This window comes from Kitasatospora sp. NPDC032121 (genome assembly GCF_055580145.1).
In genome coordinates, this window is sequence record NZ_JBVILX010000018.1 from 1 (window position 1) to 20,685 (window position 20,685).

18 protein-coding genes and 2 pseudogenes are annotated in these 20,685 nt (G+C 74.7%); 9 read left to right on the forward strand and 11 right to left on the reverse strand.

Annotation, left to right across the window (positions count from 1 at the left end; translation table 11 throughout):
* The 3 genes and pseudogenes from ACZ5OX_RS31770 to ACZ5OX_RS31780 all read left to right on the forward strand — a co-directional run.
* Positions 1 to 279, forward strand: a pseudogene (locus ACZ5OX_RS31770) (potassium-transporting ATPase subunit B); the annotation flags it as partial.
* A 49-nt stretch (positions 280 to 328) separates the two neighbouring features.
* Positions 329 to 952, forward strand: a complete 624-nt coding sequence (gene kdpC / locus ACZ5OX_RS31775) for a K(+)-transporting ATPase subunit C (protein WP_465634782.1) — start codon at positions 329 to 331, stop codon at positions 950 to 952.
* A 28-nt stretch (positions 953 to 980) separates the two neighbouring features.
* A complete protein-coding gene (locus tag ACZ5OX_RS31780) occupies positions 981 to 1,112 on the forward strand; it encodes a hypothetical protein (RefSeq protein WP_465634783.1) in 132 nt (43 codons plus the stop codon).
* 19 nt (positions 1,113 to 1,131) lie between these two features.
* On the opposite strand, the gene ACZ5OX_RS31785 is transcribed toward ACZ5OX_RS31780, so the two are convergent.
* Together ACZ5OX_RS31785 and ACZ5OX_RS31790 are read right to left on the reverse strand one after the other, a co-directional pair.
* Positions 1,132 to 1,368, reverse strand: coding sequence for a DUF6296 family protein (locus ACZ5OX_RS31785; protein ID WP_465634784.1), 237 nt, complete (start codon positions 1,366 to 1,368; stop codon positions 1,132 to 1,134).
* A 300-nt stretch (positions 1,369 to 1,668) separates the two neighbouring features.
* Positions 1,669 to 2,103: an Hsp20/alpha crystallin family protein gene (locus tag ACZ5OX_RS31790; RefSeq protein ID WP_465634786.1), complete on the reverse strand. Its 435-nt coding sequence runs from the start codon at positions 2,101 to 2,103 to the stop codon at positions 1,669 to 1,671.
* A 110-nt stretch (positions 2,104 to 2,213) separates the two neighbouring features.
* Here ACZ5OX_RS31790 and ACZ5OX_RS31795 point away from each other — a divergent pair, with 110 nt between their 5' ends.
* From ACZ5OX_RS31795 to ACZ5OX_RS31805, 3 genes are all read left to right on the forward strand, one after another.
* On the forward strand, positions 2,214 to 2,366 hold the full coding sequence (locus ACZ5OX_RS31795; RefSeq protein WP_465634787.1) for a hypothetical protein: 153 nt from the start codon (positions 2,214 to 2,216) through the stop codon (positions 2,364 to 2,366).
* 108 nt (positions 2,367 to 2,474) lie between these two features.
* Entirely contained in the window at positions 2,475 to 2,666 is a 192-nt protein-coding gene (locus ACZ5OX_RS31800; protein WP_465634788.1) for a hypothetical protein, read from the forward strand.
* Between the two features lie 16 nt (positions 2,667 to 2,682).
* Positions 2,683 to 3,678, forward strand: a complete 996-nt coding sequence (locus ACZ5OX_RS31805) for a polysaccharide pyruvyl transferase family protein (RefSeq protein ID WP_465634789.1) — start codon at positions 2,683 to 2,685, stop codon at positions 3,676 to 3,678.
* Positions 3,679 to 3,699: 21 nt separating this feature from the next.
* On the opposite strand, the gene ACZ5OX_RS31810 is transcribed toward ACZ5OX_RS31805, so the two are convergent.
* The 6 genes and pseudogenes from ACZ5OX_RS31810 to ACZ5OX_RS31835 all read right to left on the reverse strand — a co-directional run bounded on the left by ACZ5OX_RS31810 (position 3,700) and on the right by ACZ5OX_RS31835 (position 7,939).
* The gene (locus tag ACZ5OX_RS31810) at positions 3,700 to 3,885 is read right to left on the reverse strand and encodes a hypothetical protein (RefSeq protein WP_465634791.1); all 186 of its coding nucleotides are present in this window, start codon (positions 3,883 to 3,885) and stop codon (positions 3,700 to 3,702) included.
* A 205-nt stretch (positions 3,886 to 4,090) separates the two neighbouring features.
* Positions 4,091 to 5,002, reverse strand: a complete 912-nt coding sequence (locus ACZ5OX_RS31815) for a glycosyltransferase family 2 protein (RefSeq protein ID WP_465634792.1) — start codon at positions 5,000 to 5,002, stop codon at positions 4,091 to 4,093.
* Positions 4,999 to 5,889, reverse strand: coding sequence for a glycosyltransferase family 2 protein (locus ACZ5OX_RS31820; protein ID WP_465634794.1), 891 nt, complete (start codon positions 5,887 to 5,889; stop codon positions 4,999 to 5,001). The genes ACZ5OX_RS31815 and ACZ5OX_RS31820 overlap by 4 nt, the downstream gene beginning before the upstream one ends.
* A gap of 65 nt (positions 5,890 to 5,954) precedes the next feature.
* Positions 5,955 to 6,395, reverse strand: a pseudogene (locus ACZ5OX_RS31825) (glycosyltransferase family 1 protein); the annotation flags it as partial.
* 120 nt (positions 6,396 to 6,515) lie between these two features.
* On the reverse strand, positions 6,516 to 7,601 hold the full coding sequence (locus ACZ5OX_RS31830) for a glycosyltransferase family 2 protein (protein WP_465634795.1): 1,086 nt from the start codon (positions 7,599 to 7,601) through the stop codon (positions 6,516 to 6,518).
* On the reverse strand, positions 7,598 to 7,939 hold the full coding sequence (locus tag ACZ5OX_RS31835; protein WP_465635034.1) for a hypothetical protein: 342 nt from the start codon (positions 7,937 to 7,939) through the stop codon (positions 7,598 to 7,600). Before ACZ5OX_RS31835 ends, ACZ5OX_RS31830 begins: the two co-directional genes overlap by 4 nt.
* A 489-nt stretch (positions 7,940 to 8,428) precedes the next feature.
* On the opposite strand from ACZ5OX_RS31835, the gene ACZ5OX_RS31840 reads away from it, so the two are divergent.
* Positions 8,429 to 8,623, forward strand: a complete 195-nt coding sequence (locus ACZ5OX_RS31840) for a DUF2795 domain-containing protein (protein ID WP_465634797.1) — start codon at positions 8,429 to 8,431, stop codon at positions 8,621 to 8,623.
* 190 nt (positions 8,624 to 8,813) lie between these two features.
* On the opposite strand, the gene ACZ5OX_RS31845 is transcribed toward ACZ5OX_RS31840, so the two are convergent.
* Both ACZ5OX_RS31845 and ACZ5OX_RS31850 read right to left on the reverse strand, forming a co-directional pair.
* Positions 8,814 to 10,574, reverse strand: a complete 1,761-nt coding sequence (locus ACZ5OX_RS31845; RefSeq protein WP_465634798.1) for a glycoside hydrolase family 15 protein — start codon at positions 10,572 to 10,574, stop codon at positions 8,814 to 8,816.
* Positions 10,575 to 10,728: 154 nt separating this feature from the next.
* Positions 10,729 to 11,271 (reverse strand): DUF1360 domain-containing protein, encoded by a 543-nt coding sequence (locus tag ACZ5OX_RS31850; RefSeq protein ID WP_465634799.1) that lies wholly within the window; start codon positions 11,269 to 11,271, stop codon positions 10,729 to 10,731.
* A gap of 608 nt (positions 11,272 to 11,879) precedes the next feature.
* Here ACZ5OX_RS31850 and ACZ5OX_RS31855 point away from each other — a divergent pair.
* Positions 11,880 to 18,290, forward strand: a complete 6,411-nt coding sequence (locus ACZ5OX_RS31855; RefSeq protein WP_465634801.1) for an SDR family NAD(P)-dependent oxidoreductase — start codon at positions 11,880 to 11,882, stop codon at positions 18,288 to 18,290.
* Between the two features lie 42 nt (positions 18,291 to 18,332).
* A complete protein-coding gene (locus ACZ5OX_RS31860; RefSeq protein ID WP_465634803.1) occupies positions 18,333 to 19,553 on the forward strand; it encodes a geranylgeranyl reductase family protein in 1,221 nt (406 codons plus the stop codon).
* A gap of 34 nt (positions 19,554 to 19,587) precedes the next feature.
* On the opposite strand, the gene ACZ5OX_RS31865 is transcribed toward ACZ5OX_RS31860, so the two are convergent.
* Positions 19,588 to 20,667 (reverse strand): terpene synthase family protein, encoded by a 1,080-nt coding sequence (locus tag ACZ5OX_RS31865; protein ID WP_465634805.1) that lies wholly within the window; start codon positions 20,665 to 20,667, stop codon positions 19,588 to 19,590.
* Positions 20,668 to 20,685: the final 18 nt, after the last annotated feature.

Consider the following 20,685-nt stretch of genomic DNA (forward strand, 5'->3'; position numbering starts at 1 on the left):
GCGATCATCCCCGCGATGTTCGCCGGGGTCTACCCGGGCCTGAGCCACCTCAACATCATGGGCCTGCACAGCCCCCAGTCCGCGATCACCTCGGCCATCGTCTTCAACGCCCTGATCATCGTCGCGCTCATCCCCCTGGCCCTGCGCGGCGTGCGCTACCGGCCCTCCTCAGCCTCCGCCCTGCTGCGCCGCAACCTCGCCCTCTACGGCGCGGGCGGTCTGGTCCTGCCGTTCGTCGGCATCAAACTCATCGACCTGGTCACCCAGTTCCTCTACTAGCCGTGTCCGTCGGACACGGTCCGACGGGCGGCCGTGAAGGAGAGTACCCATGAGGACGTGGATCCGGCTCCACGCGACGGCCCTGCGCCTGCTGCTGGTCTTCACCGTGCTCTGCGGCCTGGCGTACCCGCTGCTGCTGACGGGGTTCGCGCAGCTCGCCCTCTCCCACCAGGCCAACGGCTCGAAGGTCCGGCTGAACGGGCAGGCGGTCGGCTCTGCCCTGCTCGGCCAGGCCTTCGACCTGCCGAAGCGGAACCCGAACGACCCGAAGGAGCAGCCGCAACCGGACCCCAGGTGGTTCCAGCCCCGCCCGTCGGCGGCGGGCACCGGCTACGACCCGACCGCCTCGGGCGCCTCCAACCTCGGCCCGAACAGCGGCGTCCTGCTGAAGGCCGTCGAGGACCGCCGCGCCGCCGTCGCCGCGTTCGACGGCGTCGACCCGAAGCTGGTCCCGCCGGACGCGGTCACGGCCAGTGGGTCGGGCCTCGACCCCCACATCTCCCCGGCCTACGCCGAGGAGCAGGTCAACCGTGTCGCCCGGGCCCGCGGCCTGGCGCCGGAGCTGGTCCGCCGGCTGGTGGACGAGCACCGGCAGGACCGCACCTTGGTCTTCCTGGGGCAGCAGCGGGTGAACGTCGTCACCCTCAACCTCGCCCTCGCCCGGATCGATTGACCGGCGGACCCCGGAGCGAGGCCGTGCGGTGGACCAGCGGACCACACCCGGCCCGCCGACCGGGTTCGGCCCCGGCCGCGGCCGGTTCAAGCTCCACCTGGGCGACGCGCCAGGCGCCGGCAAGACCTTCCGCATGCTGGAGGAGGGACGGCGGCGCTGACGGCGCTGTCCCGGCATGTTCAGGGCATCGGGACGGCGTGCAGGCAGGGGTGGTGGCCGACGTATTCCGCGGGCGAGGACAGCACGGTCGCCACCTCGTCTTCGATCCGCAGCCGCCACTGACCCGCGGCGTCCGTCCAGACGTGGCCCCCTCCCGGAGCGACATCGTTGCTCAGGTGTACCAGGAGCACCAGGGGGCGGCCATGCGCGCCGACCGGTCCGGGCAGGGTCACCGCGTAGCGCTGGTGAACGGGCATGGCCACCGCCTCCTCGCCTGCGCGGGCGCCCGAACACCGCCCGCGGCCCTCGGAGAGGTGCCCGGCCGTCCAGGCGCGGGCCGCGCGCCCGTTGATCACGCTCACCTCACCGGGCAGCCAGACCTGTTCGCGCCCGCACACCTCGCACGGGGAAGGCGGGGCTACGGACGCACACCGGCGCTTCTGGCCGCCCATACCCCCACCGTACGCCGCGACCGGATCCGGTCCTGGAGGAGAAGGTCCCGTGCCGACCCTCGGGGGGAGTTCAGGAGCGGCACGGGACGGTCCGGGTGCTGTCGATCAGGTCTGGATCTGCTTGCGTTCCCGGCTGTGGCCGATGGCGATCTTGCGGGGCTTGGCCTTCTGGGCGACCGGGATCTTGAGCGTCAGCACGCCGGCGTCGTAGTCGGCGGTGATCCCTTCGGGGTCGAGGGTGTCGGAGAGCATGACCTGCCGAGAGAACACGCCGAGGGGGCGCTCCGTGAGCTCCCACTTCACGCTCTCGCCCTCGTGGCGGGGGCGGCGTTCGGCCTTGACGGTCAGCATGTTCCGCTCGACGTCGATGTCGATCGCCTCCGGGTCCACCCCGGGCAGGTCGAAGCAGATCACGTACTCGTCGCCGGCGCGGTAGGCGTCCAGCGGCATCGGGGTCGGCCGCGACCAGGTGCCGGTCGTGTTGAGGAACTGCTGGGTCAGCCGGTCCAGTTCGCGGAACGGGTCAGTGCGCATCAGCATCGCGGAACACCTCCACTGGTCGATGGGTGCCAGTGCGCTTCACCTGACATTCGTTGTAGCACGTCATCCATCCAATGACAAGTGGCGAGTGTCATCCATAGAACGACGTCGTGGATGGGAAGCCCCTGGCCCGCATGCGGCCCCACCTCGAAGCCACCCGCCCCGACCTCGCCGAGCGGCTGGACGACCTCACCCGCCAGACCGGCCAACTCTGCGATGACGGCGACCAACGACGCGCCTGGCCACCACCCGCCCGGCCCTGAACCAACCCAGAAGCGGATCCCGCCCTCCAGCGGTCGCGGCGGGCCGAAGGCGGGTCCGAACGGCCGACCCGGGGTGCGGCGCCCGGCTGGCCGCCGCACCCTCGGGGCATGGCCTCGATCGTCGTCCTGGTTGTTCTCCACGAGCCGGACCCCGCGCACGGGTCCGTGGCCCTGGACCCCGCGCACGGGTCCGCGGCCCCGGACCCCGCGCACGGGTCCGTGGCCCCGGGCCCCGCGCACGGGTCCGCGGCCGACGGCGGCGACCCGGCGATCGCGGCCCTGCACGCCGCCGCGCACTGAACGGCGAACCACCCGGATGAACTCGCGACCTCACGAGCCTGCGGCCGACCGGGACCACCGGTCCTCCGCCGTCCCGGTCCGCACGCCCGCCGACGGGCGCGTACGGCGGGTCCTGCTCACCGGCTGGTTCAGCTTCCTGCACGGCGAGGCCACGGCCGGTGACATCCTGGCGCTCGACTCGGTCGCCCGGGTCCTGGACGGTGCGGGCGTGCCCCACGACACCGTCTGGTCGCCCCGGTTCCGGCCCGGCGCTCCCACGCTCGCCTCGGTCACTCCCGAGAGCTACAGCCACCTCGTGTTCGTCTGCGGTCCGGTGCACTCGCACCCGCCGGGCCCCGGCTTGGCGGCGCCGATCGCCGAACTCCACCGGCGGTTCCGGCACTGCCGGCGAATCGCCGTCGGGGTGTCCGTGCCGGACGGCGGTGACCCGGCGGTCACCGGTTTCCACCGGGTCCTGGCCCGGGACGGTGCCGGGCCACCGGTCCCCGACCTGTCATGGTTCGCCGGCCCGCAGCCACCGGTGCCCGTCGTCGGCGTGCTGCTCAGCTCCGGGCAACTGGAGTACGGCGCGGCGCGCCGGCACGAGGAACTGGCCGACTCGCTCGGCGCCTGGCTGCGCGGGCTGGACGCGGCCCGGGTCGAGCTCGACACCCGGCTGTCGAGCCAGGACTGGCGCCTGCCCGCGACCCCGGCCCAGCTCCGCGCGCAACTGAGCCGGCTCGATGTCGTCCTCACCACCCGGCTGCACGGCCTCGTCCTGGCTCTGGACGCGGGGGTTCCGGCTCTGGCGGTCGACCCGGTCCTCGGCGGTGCGAAGGTCACCGCGCAGGGGCGGGTCCTCGACTGGCCGGCGGTGCTGCCCGCTTCCGCCGCCCCGGAAGAGCTGGACCGCTGGTGGCGGTGGTGTTTGAGCCCGCAGGCCCGCGTCCTGGCCGACCGTACGGCGGCCCGGGCGCGGGCCGGCAGCACGCTGCTCGACCGGCTACTGGTCGAAGTGCTGCCGCCGACGTGACCCGGGCCGCGGGCCGCCGGATCAGGACCGGCCGCGGCCGGTGACGACGACGCGCACCCGGTCCACCGGTCCCGCCCCGAGGAAGAGCAGCTTGGTCGCGGGCGGGGTGTCGGAGCTCGACGGGTGCGGCCGGATCGGTGCGGCCTTCTTCGCCATCCGGATCCTGTCGCCCGGGTCGTCCGGCTTCTCGGCCGAGCCGGCGCCCACGAGCGTGGGGGAGCAGGCTCTGCTCCGGTCACAGGACCCGGCTGTGCTCCGCGGGCGGAGGCGGGTGCCGTGCGTGATCGACGCCCGGGGCACGCTGGACGGCGCAGCCGGGGACACCGCCGGCTGGAGCCACCGCGCCGCCTCGGGGCGCCGCGGACCTGACCGGCGGACGCTCCGCGGCCCGGCGCCGGTCTGCCGGCCGGTCTCAGCCGACGTAGCGCCGTGCCCGCGAGGCGCGCTGCGGGCCCTCCAGCAGTCGCAGCCCGTGCTCGACCCGGTCCGGCAGCAGACGGCGCTCGCGCAGCACCCAGGGCAGTCCGGCGGCGGCGTCGGCGAAGGCGCGGACCGAGACGGCGTCCCGCGGCACGGTGCACGCCAGTCGCGCGGTGCGCAGCAGCGCTCGCCCGGCCGGTCGCCGTAACCAGCTGAACCACAGCGTGTTGCGGATGCCGTGGCGCCGCCGCAGGGTTGCGTCCCGGGCCGCGGAGGGGCGGTGGTGGACGGTCAGTTCGTCCGCGTACACCAGCCACCAGCCGGCCGCGGCGAGATCGGCGGCCAGCAGCTCCTCCTCGCCGCCGAGCCACAGGCGCGGCGAGAAGCCGCCCGCCGCCCGGAAGGCGGTGGCCCGGACCACCGTCGCGCCGGCCAGGAACGAGGCGAGCACCGGCCGGTGCAGGCCGGGCGGCCCGGGAACCGGCGAGTCGCGCAGTTCCGCCACGATCGGGTCCTCGACCAGGGGCCGGCCCGGGAGGTCCACGACGATCCGCGCGGTCACCGTGGCGACCGACGGACGGCCGTCGAGCAGGTCCGCGGCCCGACCCAGCGCCCCCGGTTCCCACCAGGTGTCGTCGTCGCAGAACGCCAGGTACCGCCAGTCGGCCGTGCGGGCGGCGAGGTTGCGGCCGCAGGCCCCGAGGTTGCGGCCCGGCTGGAGCAGCCGCACCCCGGGGAACCGGTCGCGCACGGCCTCGGCGGTGCCGTCCGTCGAGCCGTTGTCGACCACGACCACCGGCGGCCGCTCCGGGAGCGCGGACAGCCGGGCCAGCGTGTGCAGCACCTCGTCGCGGCGGTTGTGGGTGATCACCACGACGCCGATCCGGGCGGCGGGCGCCGTCACCGGTCCGGCTCCGTTCGGGCCGCCCCGCCGCCCAGGAGCAGGAGGGCCTCCTCCACCTCCGGCGGCAGCGCGCGGCGCTGCAGCGCGGCCGCCGGCAGCCGGGGCAGGGCCGACAGCAGCGCGCTGGCCGCTTGGCGGTCACCCCCGGCTGCCCTGACCAGCGCATGGGTCTCCCTGACCACCTGCGGCCAGGGCCGGCGCAGCCAGCAGGTCAGCAGGTCGTTGCGGCGCATCCGGGCGTTTCGGCCCGGACGGGGGTCGCCGCCGGGCTCGTGGTGCGCCACCACCTGCGGGCAGTGTGCGACGCCCCAGCCGGCCGCGGTCAGGTCCAAGGCCAGCAGCGTCTCCTCACCGCCGAAGTGGAGTAGCCGGTGGAACCCGCCGACGCCCAGGAACGCACGGCGGCGAACCACGCTGGCGCAGGCGAGGAACCCGAGGACCGAAGGGCCCGGCAGGTCGGCCCCGGTGCCGAGCGGGGAGGCGGCCAGCAGCCGGTCGATCGGGTCGCGCTGCGCGGACGGGCCCACCTCGGTGGCCGCCGCGAGCAGGCCCAGCCGCGGATGGCGGTCGAAGAGGGACTCCGCGGCGGCCAGCGCCCCGGGGCGCCACCAGGAGTCGTCGTCGCTGAACGCGACGTAGGGGGTGTCGAGCCGGGCCACGCCGAGGTTGCGCGCCACCGCGCCCAGATTGCGGCGCAGCCGCCCGACGGTGATCCCGGGGTGCCGCCGGCGCACGGCCGCGGCCGTGCCGTCCCGGGAGGCGTTGTCCAGGACGACGATCCTCGGCCGCTCGGGCAGGGCGGTGAGCCGGTCGAGGGTGTGGAGCAGGCGGTCGCGGCGGTCACGGGTGATGACGACCAGGCCGACCCGACTTCCCGCCGCCGTCACGGCTCGCCCCGCCCGGCCGCGGTGGGCATCCGCTCCGGCAGGTGCCGCAGCGCCTCCGGCACCGAGCGGTGGCCCGGGTCCGCGATCCCGTGTTCGATCACGGTGGTCGGGGTCCGTCCGCGGTCCCGGAAGAGCCGGTCGGACCCGGTGACGCGGACGAGCGTCAGGCCGTCCCGGTCGGCCACCGGGTGCCGGGTGTCCGGCGCGTCCCCGTGCGGGCAGCTGTGTTCGAGGTACACCGCAGGCATGTCGCGGCCCGGACGGCGCCCGGTCCAGCGTGCGGCCGGCTCCTCCTCGTGCGGACGCTGCGGCACCACCGGGTCGATCGGTGCCTCGCGGAGCCGTTCGGCTGGCAGCTCCACGACGGACGCCGGCCAGTCGACGGTTCGGGCGCGGCCGAGGCCGTCCGGCCCGCGGTCGGCGGTGGCGGGTACCAGGTACGTGTGCGGCCCCTGCACGAATGCGGTGGTCCACGAGCCGTGCACGTGCCAGAGCAGGATGTTCACGGTGTCACCTTCTCCTCGGTGCCGCGGGACCGGTCCTGCACGCTGCCGGAACGGGCCCGCGGCCGGGCCGACGGTGCGCCGGCGGATTGCGGGGGCCGGCCGCCAAGGCCGACCGTAAGGTCATCCGCTGCTATCGGGGGCGGTGGAGCGGGGGGCGAACGGTACGGGCGGCGGGTCCGGCAGCGGCCCGCAGGGCGTCGCGCGGGCGCCGCCGGCGGCACTGGTCCAGGCCGGCACGTGTCGGTGGCGCAGTGAGCCGCGGGCCCAGTGCCAGACGGCGGCGGGCGGGATCAGCGCGCTGGTGGCGAGCATCGCGCGGACCTCGGCACCGGTGCGCGGGCCCGGCGCGATGCGGGCGGTGGCGAACTCCGCGGTGCCCAGCAGCCAGGCGGCGGCGAGCAGGCCGGCGGCCTTGGGACGCCGGGCGAGTCCGGCGGTGACCGCGGCGGCCGCCGCCGCGGTCACCGCCAGGTGCCGGGGCAGCCGGCCGCGGGCGGCCTCGGCCCGCTGCCACCAGTCGCGGCCGTGTAGACGGGTCATCAGCACGTCGTCGGCGTTGCCGACCTGGAGGCGCAGGGAGACCCACGGGTCGGCGGGTCGCACCGGATGGGTGGTGGTCCGCTGCCCGGTGGTGAGCCGCCAGCCCCGGTCGAGCAGCCGGAGCGCGAGGTCCGCGTCCTCCCGGAACGCCCGGCGGAACCGTTCGTCGAACCCACCGACCTCGACCAGCGCCGCCCGGCGGAGGGCCATGTCGGCGGTGATCCAGCGGGCGGTGGCCAGGCCCGCGGTGGTGCGCTCCCAGTCCGTCGGTCGTCGGCCGACCGGGGTGGGGACCACGATCCGCCCCTGCACGCCGGCCGTCCGCGGATCCGCCGCGCAGAGGTCGGCGACCAGGTCGGAGGCCCAGGTCGGGCCGGGCACGGTGTCGTCGTCCAGGAACGCGATCCACTGCTCCGGGGCGTTGCGCCACCCCGCGTTGCGCGCGGCGGCCGGGCCGTTGCCGCAGCCCGGCACGACGGCCACCCGGTCCCGGAGGGCGGCGGGCACCTCGACCGGCAGCGGCCGGCAGTCGCTGAGCGGGCGGTCGTCCACGAGCACGACGCGGGCCGGCAGCGGTCCCGTGCCGGCGGCCAGCGCGGCCAGGCAGGTGGTCAGGGACGGGCGCCCCAGGGTCGGGACGACCACCGCGTAGTCGATCCGGTTCACCGCCGCGCCCCCTTGCCGCCCGCCGCGAACAACGCCTCGCGCCGCACCGCGGAGGGCCCCGGAGCCAGGAGGTCCACGGGTGAGGACCCGAAGCCCTCCGGCGCGTCCCGGATGTCGTCGGCCATCGGGCGGCCCGCCGTGTCGGGGCTGGTGTCGACCACCACCGGCAGGCCGGTCAGCGGCTCGGACTCCTCCAGCCCCCGGGCGGAGAACGGCAGCGGCCGCTTGCCGTGATTGCGGCGGCTGAACCGCTCCTCCTCGGCCGCCGCGCCGGTGGTGCCGTCGACGATACGGGCGGCGGGGTCGTGGAAGACGGCGTTGATGCCGAGGACGCGCATGGTTCTACGCCTTTGCTCGGGAGACCGCGGTCTCTGTGCGCTGCCGGTCGGATGACAGCTGCGGCCTCTGCCACAGCTTCACGGCTCCCCCGGGGAACCGCGACCCGGGCGGGCGCCGCAGCTGTCACCGACCGTTCCGGCCGGGGGCCCCCGGCCGGCGCGACGGCACCCGTCGCTGCCGCGGGCGGCGGGCCGATGGCTCACGCCGGCGGTGTCCCGGCGCCGCTCGGAACGGCGGCGCCGACGGAAGCGACCGTTCGAGTGTGGCCGAGGCGGAGGGAGCCGGAATGGTCAGGGGCGCCCGGGGCGCGCTGGCCTCCGCCGCGCTGGGCACGGCCGCGGTGGTGGCCGCCGCGGTGCTGGTCCTGCTCCTGCGCCGGCCCGCCCGGGCCCCGTAGCTCGCCCGCTTCCCGGCATAGTGCATGGAATGCCGCTTTTCGGGCACACGGATGCGTCGGAAGGAAGGCACCGACCGCCCTGGAGGCTCCCATGGCCGAGATCAGCCCCGTCGAACTGCAGAAGGCGCTCAAGGGCGCCCACTACCCTTCCAGCCGTGACGAGCTGGTGCGCTGCGCCCAGGACAACGGCGCGGAGCAGATGATCATGGATGAGCTGGAGCACCTGCCGTCCGGCGAGTTCGACAATCCCAGCGACGTCCAGAAGGCCGTGTTCCCGACCGGCTGACCCGGCGGGACCCGAGACGACGAAGCCGTGCCGCCACCCCACCGGGTGGCGGCACGGGCGGTTCCCCCGCAGCCTCGATGCGAACCCGCACGGCCCCGGCGCCGAAGCCGCCCTCACCCGCCCGGCCACCTCCGTGCCCCGGCCACCGCGATGGCGTGGCCGTGGGGATCGGCGGACTCCGGGTGGAGGCTCAGTCGTGGCGCGTCAGGCGGGCGGCGGTCTCGAGCATGAGGGCGTGGACGAATGACTGGGGGAGGTTGCCGCGCAGCTGGCGTTGGGCGACGTCGAACTCCTCCGCGTACAGGCCCGGCGGTCCGCAGGCGGCGCGGTTGCGTTCGAACCAGCGCAGCGCCTCCTTCTCGTTGCCCTGCTGGTGGTGGGCGAGGGCGACGAGGAACCCGCACAGCAGGAACGCTCCCTCCGCGTCCCGAAGGGGCCGGCTGTCGTGCCGGAAGCGGTAGCAGTAGTGGTCCTCGCACAAGTCGGCCAGGACGGCGTCCAGAGTGGCGCGGGTGCGGGGGTCGTCGGCCGGGATCGCGCCGCGGAGCGCGGGCAGCAGCAGGGCGGCGTCCACGCCCGTCCTGGACGGCGAGCGCTGCCAGCGGCCGGTGGGGTGCAGGCAGTCGCGGTCGGCCTCGGCGACGATCCGGTCGGCCAGCGCCTCCCAGTTCGCAGCCCGGCCGCTGCCGGACGCGGGCTCGACGCCGGCGAGGGCGCGCAGTCCGGCCGCGCAGGTCAGCCGACTGTGGGTCCAGCGGTCGGAGTCCAGTTCCCAGATCCCGGCGTCCTGCTCCCGGTGGCGGTTGGTGATGGCGTCGGCGGCCACCTGGGCGGCGCGCCGGCCGTCGGTGTCGAGCCGGTCCCGGCGGGCGGCAGCCGCGAGCAACAGCAGGCTCTCGCCGAAGCCGTCGAGCTGGAACTGGCGGTTGACCCGATTGCCGACGACGTCGAACCCGCCGGGGTAGCCGGGCAGGTCCAGGGTGCGCGGGTCCGGGACGGGACCGCCGGTGACGGTGTAGGCGGGCGCGAGGCGAGGGCCGTGTTCGAGGAGGCGGGCGGTGACGAAGCGCACCGAGTCGTCCAGCAGATCGTCGGCGCCGGCGGCGGCCGCGGCCTGGCCGACGTAGGCCTGGTCGCGGATCCACACGTACCGGTAGTCGTAGTTGCGGCCCTGCTCCGCCCGCTCCGGCAGGCTCGTGGTCGCCGCGGCCACGGTCCCGCCGGCCGGCCCGGTCAGGCCGCGCAGCACCGCGTACGCGTGCCGTGTGTCCCGCCCGCCCAGCGTCCCGGTCAGGTCGGGGACGTCCTTCGTCCAGGCACCCTTGGTCGCCCGCCACAGCCGCGCGGGCTCCGGCGGTTCCTCCAGCGGCCGTTCGCAGATCTCCAGGACGAGGTCGTGCCGCTCGCCGGGCTCCAGGCGCAGCCGGGCCGTGAGGCGGGGGCACGGCCGGGAGTCCACGCTCTTCGCGTCCGGCAGCCCGGTCAGCCGCAGGTGCAGGCCTGCGGCGCGTGCTGTCCAGTACCCGTCCTCGTCGCGTCGGACCTTCCGCAGCCGGTGCTCGCCGAAGCCGGCCGCCACCTGGAGGCTCACCGTCACCTCGGCCGGGCCGTCCACGGCGGTGATCTGGCGCAGGAGGACGGCGCGGTCCGTGTGGCCGGGGTAGGCGAGGGCCTCGCGGCACTCCACGATCCCGCCGGTGGTGACCCAGCGGCTGCGCCAGATCAGGGTGCCGGCCTCGTAGTAGCCACCCCACACGAAGCTGCCGGTGGGGGTGACGCTGAACCAGCCGGGGCCGCCGATGAGGGCGGCGAGGACGGCGTCGCTGTCCCACCGGGGCGCGCACATCCACACGATGTCACCGCGCGGGCCCACCAGGGCGCCGCGGTGGCCGTCGGCGAGCAGGGCGTAGTCGCGTAGCGCGTGCGGGTCCGGTGCGCTGTTCTTGGGCACTCGGGTCTTTCCCTCCGGTTCGGGGTGAGGGGCGGTGGCGGGCGGGCCTAGGGTCGCGCCACCGCACTCGCGGTGGCGCGACCCTGGAGCATGCGCGTCGGTGGGGAGGTCGAGGACCACACGTGCAGGCCCTCGGTCGGGGTCGTCGAGGTGCTCACGACTCGCCGGCCGCGCGCTGGAGGGCCGTGCGGGCGAACTGCAGGAAGTCGGCTGCGGCCAGCGCGGACAGGGTGGCGGTGGTCAGGCGCGTGGCCTTGGGCGCGAAGAGGGTTCCGGCGGTGATGCCGGTGGCGATCCACAGGCCGGTGCAGAAGGGGCAGCTGAGCAGTTCGCCGATCGCCTTGCGGGCGCCGGTGCCGCGTACCTCCTCTTCCAGTTCAGCCGGCCCCGAGGTGCCCTCGAAGTGGGTGAACGGTACCCGAAGGGGGCTGGTGACCGGGTCTTTGGCGATCAGGCGGCCCAGCTGATGGGTCGCCAGGGCGTTCAACGCGACGTCCCACGGGCGCGGAGCGGGCAGGTCGCGGCCGGTGGCCCGAGCCGTGAGGGACAGACCCGCGACGGTGGCGGCGTAGGCGCCCATCAGGCCGGCGTAGGCGGCCAGCGGCCGGTCGGCATCCCCGGCGTAGGCGCCGGCTTCGCGGTGCATTCGATCGTGCAGCGAGGCCCAGGGGGCATGGGGTGGCTTCGGCGGCTTCACGGCGTCCTCCTCAGACGGTGGCGAGCGGTCAGCAGGCCCTTGCGGCAACGCCTGTCAGGGCGCCAGTGATGGTGGCTGTCAGGAGCCGTCCGGCCGCAGGGCGGGTCTGCGGGCGGGCGACGGCCTTCTCGGGGTGGTCGGCGGGCACCGGGCCGTGGCGGCAGTATCGCGAAGGCCCGCGCGTGGGGCGGGCAGGCATGCCCGAAGGCGCATGATCAAATTACCTGCCCGGGGCACGCGGTGGCCCGGGCCCGGCCGGGAGTGAGTTCCGCGGGAACGCCGAACCTCATGCGACAGAGCCGGTCGGCACGTCCACCACCGCGATCGGTGACCAGGCGGTCGGTGCCGTCCGCCACTCAGGGAGACCGCTTCGGCCCGGGGAGTTTCACCCGAACGACAGAACCCGGCGTGTCAGGTTGTTGACGCTCCCCGACATGCAACCACCCGCTGGCGACGCGCCCTGCGGCTGCCTCCGTCGTGTGCCGAAACAACGGGTGTCACAAGGTCAACGCGGAATGCCTCGAGGAGCCTGCCAAGAGTCGGTCGCCTTCCCGGGTTCGTCGTGGTGGATGAAGGGCGGACAGGCCGTGCATGTGCGATCCGGTGCCATGGAGCCCGACGCGGGGCGGGACGAACCGGTGGCGGTCATCGGAGCCGCCTGCCGGTTCCCCGGTGGGGCCCGTTCCCTCGACTCGCTGTGGCGGTTGTTGATGGCGCGTCGGGACACGGTGCGCGAGGTGCCCCGTGAGCGATGGGAACAGAGGGAACTCGCGGGCCTCCCCGCCCAGGTGGCGGCCCGGCTGCGCTACGGCTGCTTCCTCGACGACGACGTCTACGCCTACGAGCCGGAGTTCTTCGGCATCAACGCGCAGGAAGCGCCCTGGGTGGATCCGGAGCACCGCTTGCTGGCCGAAGTCGCCTGGGAGGCCATCGAGCACGCCGGAGTTCCGGCCCACCGGCTCTCGGGCACGCGGACGGGCCTGTTCTTCGGCGTCTACCAGAAGGACTACATGCTTCGTGTGCAGCGACCCTTGGAAGAGATCGACGCCTACGCGATGTACACCGGCTTCGACAGCATCGGACCCGGCCGCCTGGGTTTCATGCTGGACCTGAGGGGCCCCCAGGTCGTCGTCGAGAGCGCCTGTGCGTCCGGTCTGGTCGCCGTGCACTCCGCCTGCCAGAGTCTTCGCAGCGGTGAGTCGGACGTCGCCCTGGCCGGGGCCGCGATGCTCGCCCTGGGGCCCGAGGGGGCCGTCGCTCCCGCGCTGTGGGGCGTCTTCTCTCCCACCGGCCACTGCCACGCCTTCGACGCCGCCGCCGACGGCTACGTCCGTGGGGAGGGCTGCGGTGTGGTCGTGCTCAAGCGTCTGGCGAACGCGGTACGGGACGGGGACCGGGTGCTGGCGGTGCTGCGCGGTACGGCGGTCAACCAGAACGGCCGGGGAACGCGTCTGAGCGCGCCCTCGCAGCCCGCCCAGATCGATCTGTACCGCATGGCGCTGGCGCGTGCCGGTGTCGATGCCGGTGACGTCGGCATGGTGGAGGCGCACGGCCCGGGCACGGCGGTGGGCGACCCCATCGAGTTCGCGGCGGTGGCCGCGGTCTACGGCAAGGGCCGGGGCCGGTGCGCGCTGGGTTCGGTGAAGACGAACATCGGACACACCGAGCCGGTGTCGGGTGTGGCCGGCCTGCTCAAGGCGATCGCCTCGCTGCGGCACGCAGTGGTGCCCGCCAGCCTCAACTTCCGCGGCTGGAACCCGCAGATCGATCCCCGCGGCACGCGGCTGTTCGTGCCCACCGAGAGCACCGAGTGGCCGGTTCGGGGCCGGACGCCGCTGGCCGTCGTCTCCTCGTTCGGCATCAGCGGCACCAACGTCCACGTCGTGCTGGAGCGAGCACCCGAGTCCCCGCCCTCCCGGCGCGTGATCACCGCCGTTCCGGTGCGCGGGTCCCGACCGGTCCCGGGCGGCCAGGAGTTCCGCGTGTTTCCGATCTCGGCGGGCACCTCCGTGGCTCTTCGGGCCGCGGCCGGGCGCCTGGCCCAGTGGTTGAGGGGCGCAGGGGCGCGGGTACCGCTGGGGGACGTGGCGCACACGCTGGCCGTGCGCCGTTCACCGGCCCGGGAACGCGCCGCCGTCGTCGCCACCGGCAGGCCGGAACTGGTGGCGCGCCTCGAGGAACTCGCCGCCGGCACGGAGGCTCCCGTCGGGGTGGTGACGGGCAGGGCCGTGCCGGACACCGGACCGGGCGTGGTGTGGGTCTTCTCCGGGCACGGCTCGCAGTGGGCCGGAATGTGCCGGCGACTGCTGGACCACGACCCGGAGTTCACCCGCGTCATCGACGAACTCGAACCCCTGGTCGCCGAGGAGTCCGGCTTCTCCCTGCGTCGGACCCTGTGCCATCCCGAGGTGGTGACCGGGTTCGACCGGGTGCAGCCGGTGATCTTCGCCGTCCAGTTGGGGCTGGCGGCGATGTGGCGCTCCCACGGCGTCGAGCCGGCGGCCGTGATCGGCCACTCCATGGGGGAGGTCGCCGCCGCGGTGGTCGGGGGAGCGTTGACCGTCGACGACGGCGTCAGGGTCATCTGCCGGCGCTCCCGGCTGATCCTGCGGGCCGCCGGGCGGGGCTTGATGGCATCGATCGGCCTGGGCCGGGCCGAGGTGGAACGGCTGCTGGAGGAACAGGACGTGCGAGGGGTCGGCGTCGCGGTCGTCGCGTCCCCGGAGAACACCGTCGTCGGCGGGGACACCGACCGCATCCGCCGGCTCGCCGAGGACTGGGACGCCCGGGGGATCGGCATCCGGGTGGTCGAGGTCGACGTCGCCTCGCACACCGCTCACATGGATCCCGTCCTGAGCGACCTCGCCGACGCGCTCGCCGAGGTCACCGGCAGGACGCCGGACACGGCGTTCTACAGCACCGTCACCGACGACCCGCGCCAGGCCCCGGCCTTCGACGCGTCCTACTGGTCGGACAACCTCCGCCGGACGGTGCGGTTCTCCGACGCCGTGCGCGCCGCGGCCGAGGACGGCCACCGGCTGTTCGTCGAGATCGGTCCGCACCCCGTGCTGGCCCACCCGGTGCAGGCCACGCTCACCGCGTACGGCCACGGCGACGGCGTCGTGGTGCCCTCCCTGCTGCGCGACACCGACGACGCGCAGGCCTTCCACACCCACGTGGCGGCGCTGCACTGCGCCGGCCACCCGCTGGACTGGGCCGAACGCTACGGCAGCGGCACGCTGGCCGACGTCCCGCCGACCACCTGGGAACGCGTCCGGTACGTCGTCGGCCCCTCCCCGCTCCGGCAGCCGGACGGCCGCCGCCCCCACCCGCTCACCGGACCGCACACCGACGACCCCGACGGCGAGGGCCGCCACCTGTGGCAGACCCGGATCACGCCCACGACGCTGCCCTGGATGGACGCCCACCGGGTCGACGACGTCGTCGTGGTGCCCGGCGCCGCCCTGTGCGAGATGGCCGTCGCCGCCGCCACCGACCTGTACACGGCCGGTCCGGAACGCCTGCGCCTCACCGGCATCGACCTCCAGCGGCTGCTGCTGCCGACGCCCGACGGCACACCCGTCACCGCCACCGCCGAGGCGGCCGCCCAGGACACCGCCCGCTGGCGACTGGTCAGCACCGCCCCCGACGGCACCCGTGTCCAGCACGCCCAGGCGTCCCTGCACCTCGTGCCGGAGCCGGGACCCGCCCCGCACGGCTGCGATCCGCGGAACCTGGCGACGGAATTCCCGCACACCCTCGACACGGCCGACGTCTACCGGCAGATGCGCGAGGAACGCGGCGTCCACCACGGTCGGCCGTTCCTCGGCCTCCACGCCCTGTCCACGGACGGGGCGCCCGCGGACCGGCCCGGGGCCCGCCTCCTGGCCCGCCTCCGGGTACCCGACGAGGGCCGGGCCGGAGCCCCGGCCTTCCACTGCCACCCCGTCGTGCTCGACACCTGCCTCCAGGCCGTCGCGGCAGCCGTGCTGCGCACCGGGGCAGTGCCGGCCGGAGGCATCCTGCCCCGACGCATCGGAGAGCTGCGGCTGTACGGCACCCTGCCGCTCAGCGGGTACTGCCTGGTCACGCTCACCGGCACGGACGGCGACCGGTACACGGCGGACTTCCGGCTGTGGGCCGACGACGGCTCCGTGGCCGCCGACGCCACCGCGGTGGAGTTCCGTCACATACCCGCCGAGAGCCCGGAACAGCGCTTCTCCGCCCGCCTGTTCCGGGCGTCCTGGGAGCCCTGCGAGCACCCGGTTCCGCGCGCCGCGACCGGCACCTTGATCCTCCTGGCGGAAACCGGGCGCGAGTCGTACGCGGGCGCCCTTCGGGCGGCCCTGGAGGCCCGTGACGCCACCGTGCTCGTTCACACGATCTCCGCTGACGGCGAGGTTCCGCCACTGCTCGCCGACGACGGCCGGACACCACGGGCGGTGGTGTACCTCCCGGCATCCGGCACCGGACCCGATGGCGCCTCTCCCGACCGCCGGGCACGGGAGCAGGTCGCCCACCTCGCGGAAACGGCGCGCGCACTCGCCCGAAGCAGCGAGGGCGGAGCCGCGCCCCGGCTGTGGACCGTCACCTCGACCGCTCAGCAGGTCGTCCCCGAAGACCGGCCGGACCTGGCGCAGGCGGGCCTGCGCGGCCTCGTCAGGGTCCTGAGCTACGAACACCCCGAGCTGCGCCCCACCATCCTGGACGTCGACCGGCGGACGTCGGCCACGGAGGTGGCGGCAGAGCTGCTGTCCTGCCCCGACGACCAGGACGAGATCGCCCATCGGAGCGGGACACGCCACCTGGCCCGGCTGCGCAACTCCCCGCTGGACGAGCACGAGCGCCGTCACACCACCGTCCACCGCGGGCGCGACCGGGTGGCACTGCGGGTCACGCGCCCCGGCGACCTGGACTCCTTCGAGCTCGTCGGCCGACCCGGCCGTCGGCCCGGGCCGGGCGAGGTCGAGGTCCGCCTCGAAGCCACCAGCGTCAACTTCATCAACGTGCTCCAGGCCATGGGCGTCTACCAGCGCTTCGACGCGGGAGACGAACGCCCGGACGTCTGCGCGTTCGACGGCGCGGGCACCGTCACCGCCCTCGGGGACGGGGTGCGGAACGTTCGGGTCGGGGACCGCGTCGCCGCGATGTTCGTGGACGAGGCGCAGCCTGCCCTCATGGCCTCCTCCGCGACCGTCCGCTCCGACTGCCTGCTGCCGGTCCCCGACGAGGTGCGGCCGCAGGACGCCGCCGGCCTTCCGTGCGCCTACCTGACCGCCTGGTACGCCCTGTGCCACCTCGCCCGGCTCCGGCCGGGGGAGAAGGTGCTCATCCATTCCGCGAGCGGCGGCACCGGTCTGGCCGCGCTGAACCTGGCGCGAGCGCTCGGCGCGGAGGTCCTGGCCACCGCGGGCAGCGAGGCCAAGCGGGCCTACCTGCGCGGACTGGGCGTCGCACACGTCATGGACTCCCGCACCCTGGACTTCGCCGGCCAGGTGCGCGACCTCACCGACGGCCGCGGCGTCGACGTCGTCCTCAACTCGCTCACCGGCGCGGCGCAGTCCGCCGGTCTCGACCTGCTGGCGCACCGGGGCCGCTTCCTCGAACTCGGCAAACGGGACATCTACGCCAACACCCGGCTCGGGCTGCTGCCGTTCCGTCGCAACGTCACCTTCGCCGGTGTCGATGTCCTGATGATGATGCGGCAGGGAACGGACCTGCTCGCCGAGGGCTACCGCCGACTCACGGACATGCTCGCGGACGGCACCCTGCCGCTGCTGCCGGTCACCGAGCACCCCGTGGCCGAAGCGTCGTCGGTCTTCCACACCATGGCCTCCGCCCGGCACACCGGTAAGCTCGTCCTCACCTGGCCCACCGAGGGCACCGACACCCTGCCCGTGCGTCCCGAGGACGTTTCCGTGGTCCGGCCCGACGCGAGTTACCTCGTCACCGGCGGGCTCGGAGGCCTGGGGCTCCTGGTCGCCCGATGGCTCGCAGAGCGGGGCGCGGCGGCCGTGGTGCTCACCTCACGCACCGTCCCGACCTCGGCCACCCGCACGGCTCTGAACGCCGTCACCGCGGACTTCGGCACCCGCGTCGAGGTCGTCACCGGGGACCTTGCCGAGCCGGGCGTCGCCGAGACCCTGGTGCGGGCCGCCCTGGCCACCGGACACCCGCTGCGCGGCGTCGTCCATGCCGCGGCCGTCGTCGAGGACGCCACCGTCGCGAACCTCACGCCCGACCTCCTGGCGCGGGTCTGGCGCCCCAAGGCGACCGGGGCGTGGCTGCTCCACGAGGCCACCGTCGCCCAGGAGCTGGACTGGTGGGTCAACTTCTCCTCCGCCGCGTCCCTGCTGGGCAACCCCGGACAGGGCGCCTACGCGGCCGCCAACGCCTGGCTGGACGAGTTCACCTCCTGGCGCCGGGCCCAGGGCTTGCCGGCCCACTGCGTCAACTGGGGGCCCTGGGCGGAAGTCGGCCGCGGCGCGGGGATGGAGGAACGCGGCTTCGCCATGATCGCGCCGGACGAGGGCGTCGCCGCGCTCGAACGCATCCTCTCCCATGACCGCCACCGCACCGCCTACACCCCCGCCGATCTGCCGCGGTGGTTGGAGTCCTACCCCGCCACCGGCCGTACCGCCTTCTTCGCCGAGTCGGCCTCCGCGGCGATGGGCACGGATTCCGCCGACACCCGCAACGCCCTGCTGGAGTCCCTGCGGGAGACGGACAGCCCCCGGCAGCGGCAGCAGCTGCTCCGGGCCCGCGTGGTCGAACACATCGCCGCCGTCCTGCACCTGGGAACCGACCGCTTCGACGCCGACACGTCCCTGGTCACGATCGGCCTGGACTCGCTGATGGCCATCGCCCTGCGCAACCGCCTGCAACGCGAACTGGCCCTTGACATCCCCACCACGGTGATGTGGACCCACCCGACGGCCTCCGCCCTCACCCGCTACCTCCTGGCCCGCCTCCACCCCGACCAGGGGCGGAGCGACGCCACGTCAGCCGTCCACGACTGACGGCCCCACCCGCCCGACCGGCGACCGTTAGGCGGCCACCGCATGCCCCCTCCCTCCCACCCCACTGGCCCGGCCGGTACCTGGGACGTGATCGTCGTCGGAGCCGGCCCGGCCGGTGCCACCGCCGCGCGCGTCGCCGCCGAGAACGGCTGCCGCACGCTGCTCCTGGAACGGGCCGCCATCCCCCGCTACAAGACCTGCGGCGGCGGACTCATCGGAGCATCCCTGGCGGCCCTGCCTCCCGGCCTCGCCCTCAACGTCCACGACACGGCGGCGCGGTTCACCTTCAGCCTCAACGGCCGCAGGGAACGCACCCTCGTCTCCGCGTCCCCGACCATCGCCATGGTCTTCCGCAGTGAGTTCGACGCGGCCCTGACCGAGGCTGCCGCCGCGGCCGGTGCGCAGGTCCGGGACAACACCGCGCTGACGGCTCTGGAGCAGGAAGGCGGCATCATCACCGTGAAGACCGGTCGCGGCGAGACCCTCCGCGCCCGGGCCCTCGTCGGCGCCGACGGCAATGCCAGCCGGGTCGCCCGGTACGTGGGGGTGAGCTGCACCCAGGTCGACCTCGCACTGGAGGCCGAAGTGCCGGTCGACGAACGGACGGCCGACCGCTGGCGGGGCCGCCTCCTCATGGAGTGGGGTCCGCTGCCCGGCTCCTTCGGCTGGGTCTTCCCCAAAGGGGACGTCTGCACCGCCGGAGTGGTGGCCGCCCGGGGCAACCCCGCCGACCTGCGCACCTACAAGAACGACTTCCTCGGCCGCCACGGATTTCTCGGCCCCCGCCCCCTCCACGACACCGGCCACCTGACCCGGTGCCGCCGCCCCGGCTCGCCCCTGGCCCGGGGGCGCGTGCTGGTCGCCGGCGACGCCGCGGCCCTCCTCGACCACTGGTCACGCGAGGGCATCTCCTACGCCCTGCGCTCGGGGAGCCTGGCCGGCCACGCCGCCGCCCGGATCGTCGCAGCCTCCGACGAGGCGCAGACGCGCACCGCGACCGACCACTACGGACGACAGATCGATGACGTCCTCGGAGTCGAGATGCGGGCCAGCAGCACGCTGATGGACCTCTTCGCCCGCGGCCCCGGTCTCGTCCACACCGCCCTGACCAGGCTGCCTCCGGCGTGGCACCGCCTCGACGCCTACATCGCCGGCCGCACCAGCGTCGCCGGGATCATGACCACGCCGGTCGTGCGCACCGCCGTCGCCCTGGCCATCCGGCTCCCGCTCGGGGCCGGGAGGGTGCCGCACTCCGCGCCCTGACAGTGACCGGACGGGCGCTCCACCGAGGGGTGGGTCAGCGGGAGAGGTCCTGCCACCACCAGGAGAGGGTGGGCAGGCGGCGCGGGTCGACGGTGCCGGTCAACGGTGCGTCGGCCCACGGGAGGTGGTCGGGGGCCGCGATGGCGCCGGGGTGGGACGCGGCGTCGCGCAGGCTGAGATAGCGCGGGACGCGCAGGCCCCATTCGATGTTGCCGCGGATGCCGTGGCCGAGGCCGTCGAGGTAGCGCCGCAGGTCGGAGCCGGCGTGACGGGTCACCTCGGTGCGCAGGGCGAGGAACCGGTCCAGGACGGCGTCACGCAGGGCGACGGCCTCGTGGACGGCCTGCCGGGGGGAGAGGGCGTGCTGTGCCATGAGGACGGTGACGATGTTCTGATCGGTCTGGCCTCGGCCGGCCTCCTTCGCGTGGGAGTGCCGGTCGTTGTCCAGGGCGGCGACCAGCGCCGCCATCTCGCTCAGGGCGCACACGGCGGGGGAATCCATCTCGGCGGCCGGGACGTCGATGCCGTCGGCGATCTCCAGCATGGCGTAGGTGGGCTCGCCACCCGCCGAGTGCAGACGCATGCTCAGGTACGTGTCCAGGTCCGGCATGCGGCCGGTGGCGCGGTTGCCGATCTGCCACTGCACACCGGAGAGCCAGGCGCGGTGGGCACGGTGGAAGCGCCGGTTCTGCACCGGCCCGGCGCAGGCCCGGAAACGCTCGCCGATGTCGTGCAGCGCCGCCGCGTACAAGTCGTCGGTGTGCAGCGGGCCGGGCAGCTCCAGCGCTCGCTGGACGGGTCCGGCCATCGCGGCGAAACCCGCCGGGTCCGCGGCGAGGGGGCCCTCGTCGCAGCGCGCGTCGTCGAAGGCGAAGCCCCAGTAGACCCAGCAGGCGGCGACCCACAGGCGGTCGGGGTCCGAGTCGGGGGCGAAGCGGGCGAAGAACTCGGCACTGTTGGTGCCGACGGTCCAGGCGCGGGACACCTCGGTCGGGCACAGCCCCGTACGGTCGAGCCAGGCGTGGGCCCGGCGCTCGACGGCGTCGACGTCCGGGTGGATGGCGGAGGCGATGGGGCAGTAGAACGGCAGCGTGTCGAGGGCGGGGGTGTGCACTGTTCCTCCTGCGCGGCG

Bases quoted from the DNA above. Each gene is read 5' to 3' on its own strand.
- kdpC (WP_465634782.1), top strand. From the start codon at position 329: ATGAGGACGTGGATCCGGCTCCACGCGACGGCCCTGCGCCTGCTGCTG.
- ACZ5OX_RS31785 (WP_465634784.1), bottom strand. From the start codon at position 1,368: ATGCCCGTTCACCAGCGCTACGCGGTGACCCTGCCCGGACCGGTCGGC.
- ACZ5OX_RS31790 (WP_465634786.1), bottom strand. From the start codon at position 2,103: ATGCTGATGCGCACTGACCCGTTCCGCGAACTGGACCGGCTGACCCAG.
- ACZ5OX_RS31800 (WP_465634788.1), top strand. From the start codon at position 2,475: ATGGCCTCGATCGTCGTCCTGGTTGTTCTCCACGAGCCGGACCCCGCG.
- ACZ5OX_RS31805 (WP_465634789.1), top strand. From the start codon at position 2,683: ATGAACTCGCGACCTCACGAGCCTGCGGCCGACCGGGACCACCGGTCC.
- ACZ5OX_RS31835 (WP_465635034.1), bottom strand. From the start codon at position 7,939: ATGCGCGTCCTCGGCATCAACGCCGTCTTCCACGACCCCGCCGCCCGT.
- ACZ5OX_RS31840 (WP_465634797.1), top strand. From the start codon at position 8,429: ATGGCCGAGATCAGCCCCGTCGAACTGCAGAAGGCGCTCAAGGGCGCC.
- ACZ5OX_RS31855 (WP_465634801.1), top strand. From the start codon at position 11,880: ATGGAGCCCGACGCGGGGCGGGACGAACCGGTGGCGGTCATCGGAGCC.
- ACZ5OX_RS31860 (WP_465634803.1), top strand. From the start codon at position 18,333: ATGCCCCCTCCCTCCCACCCCACTGGCCCGGCCGGTACCTGGGACGTG.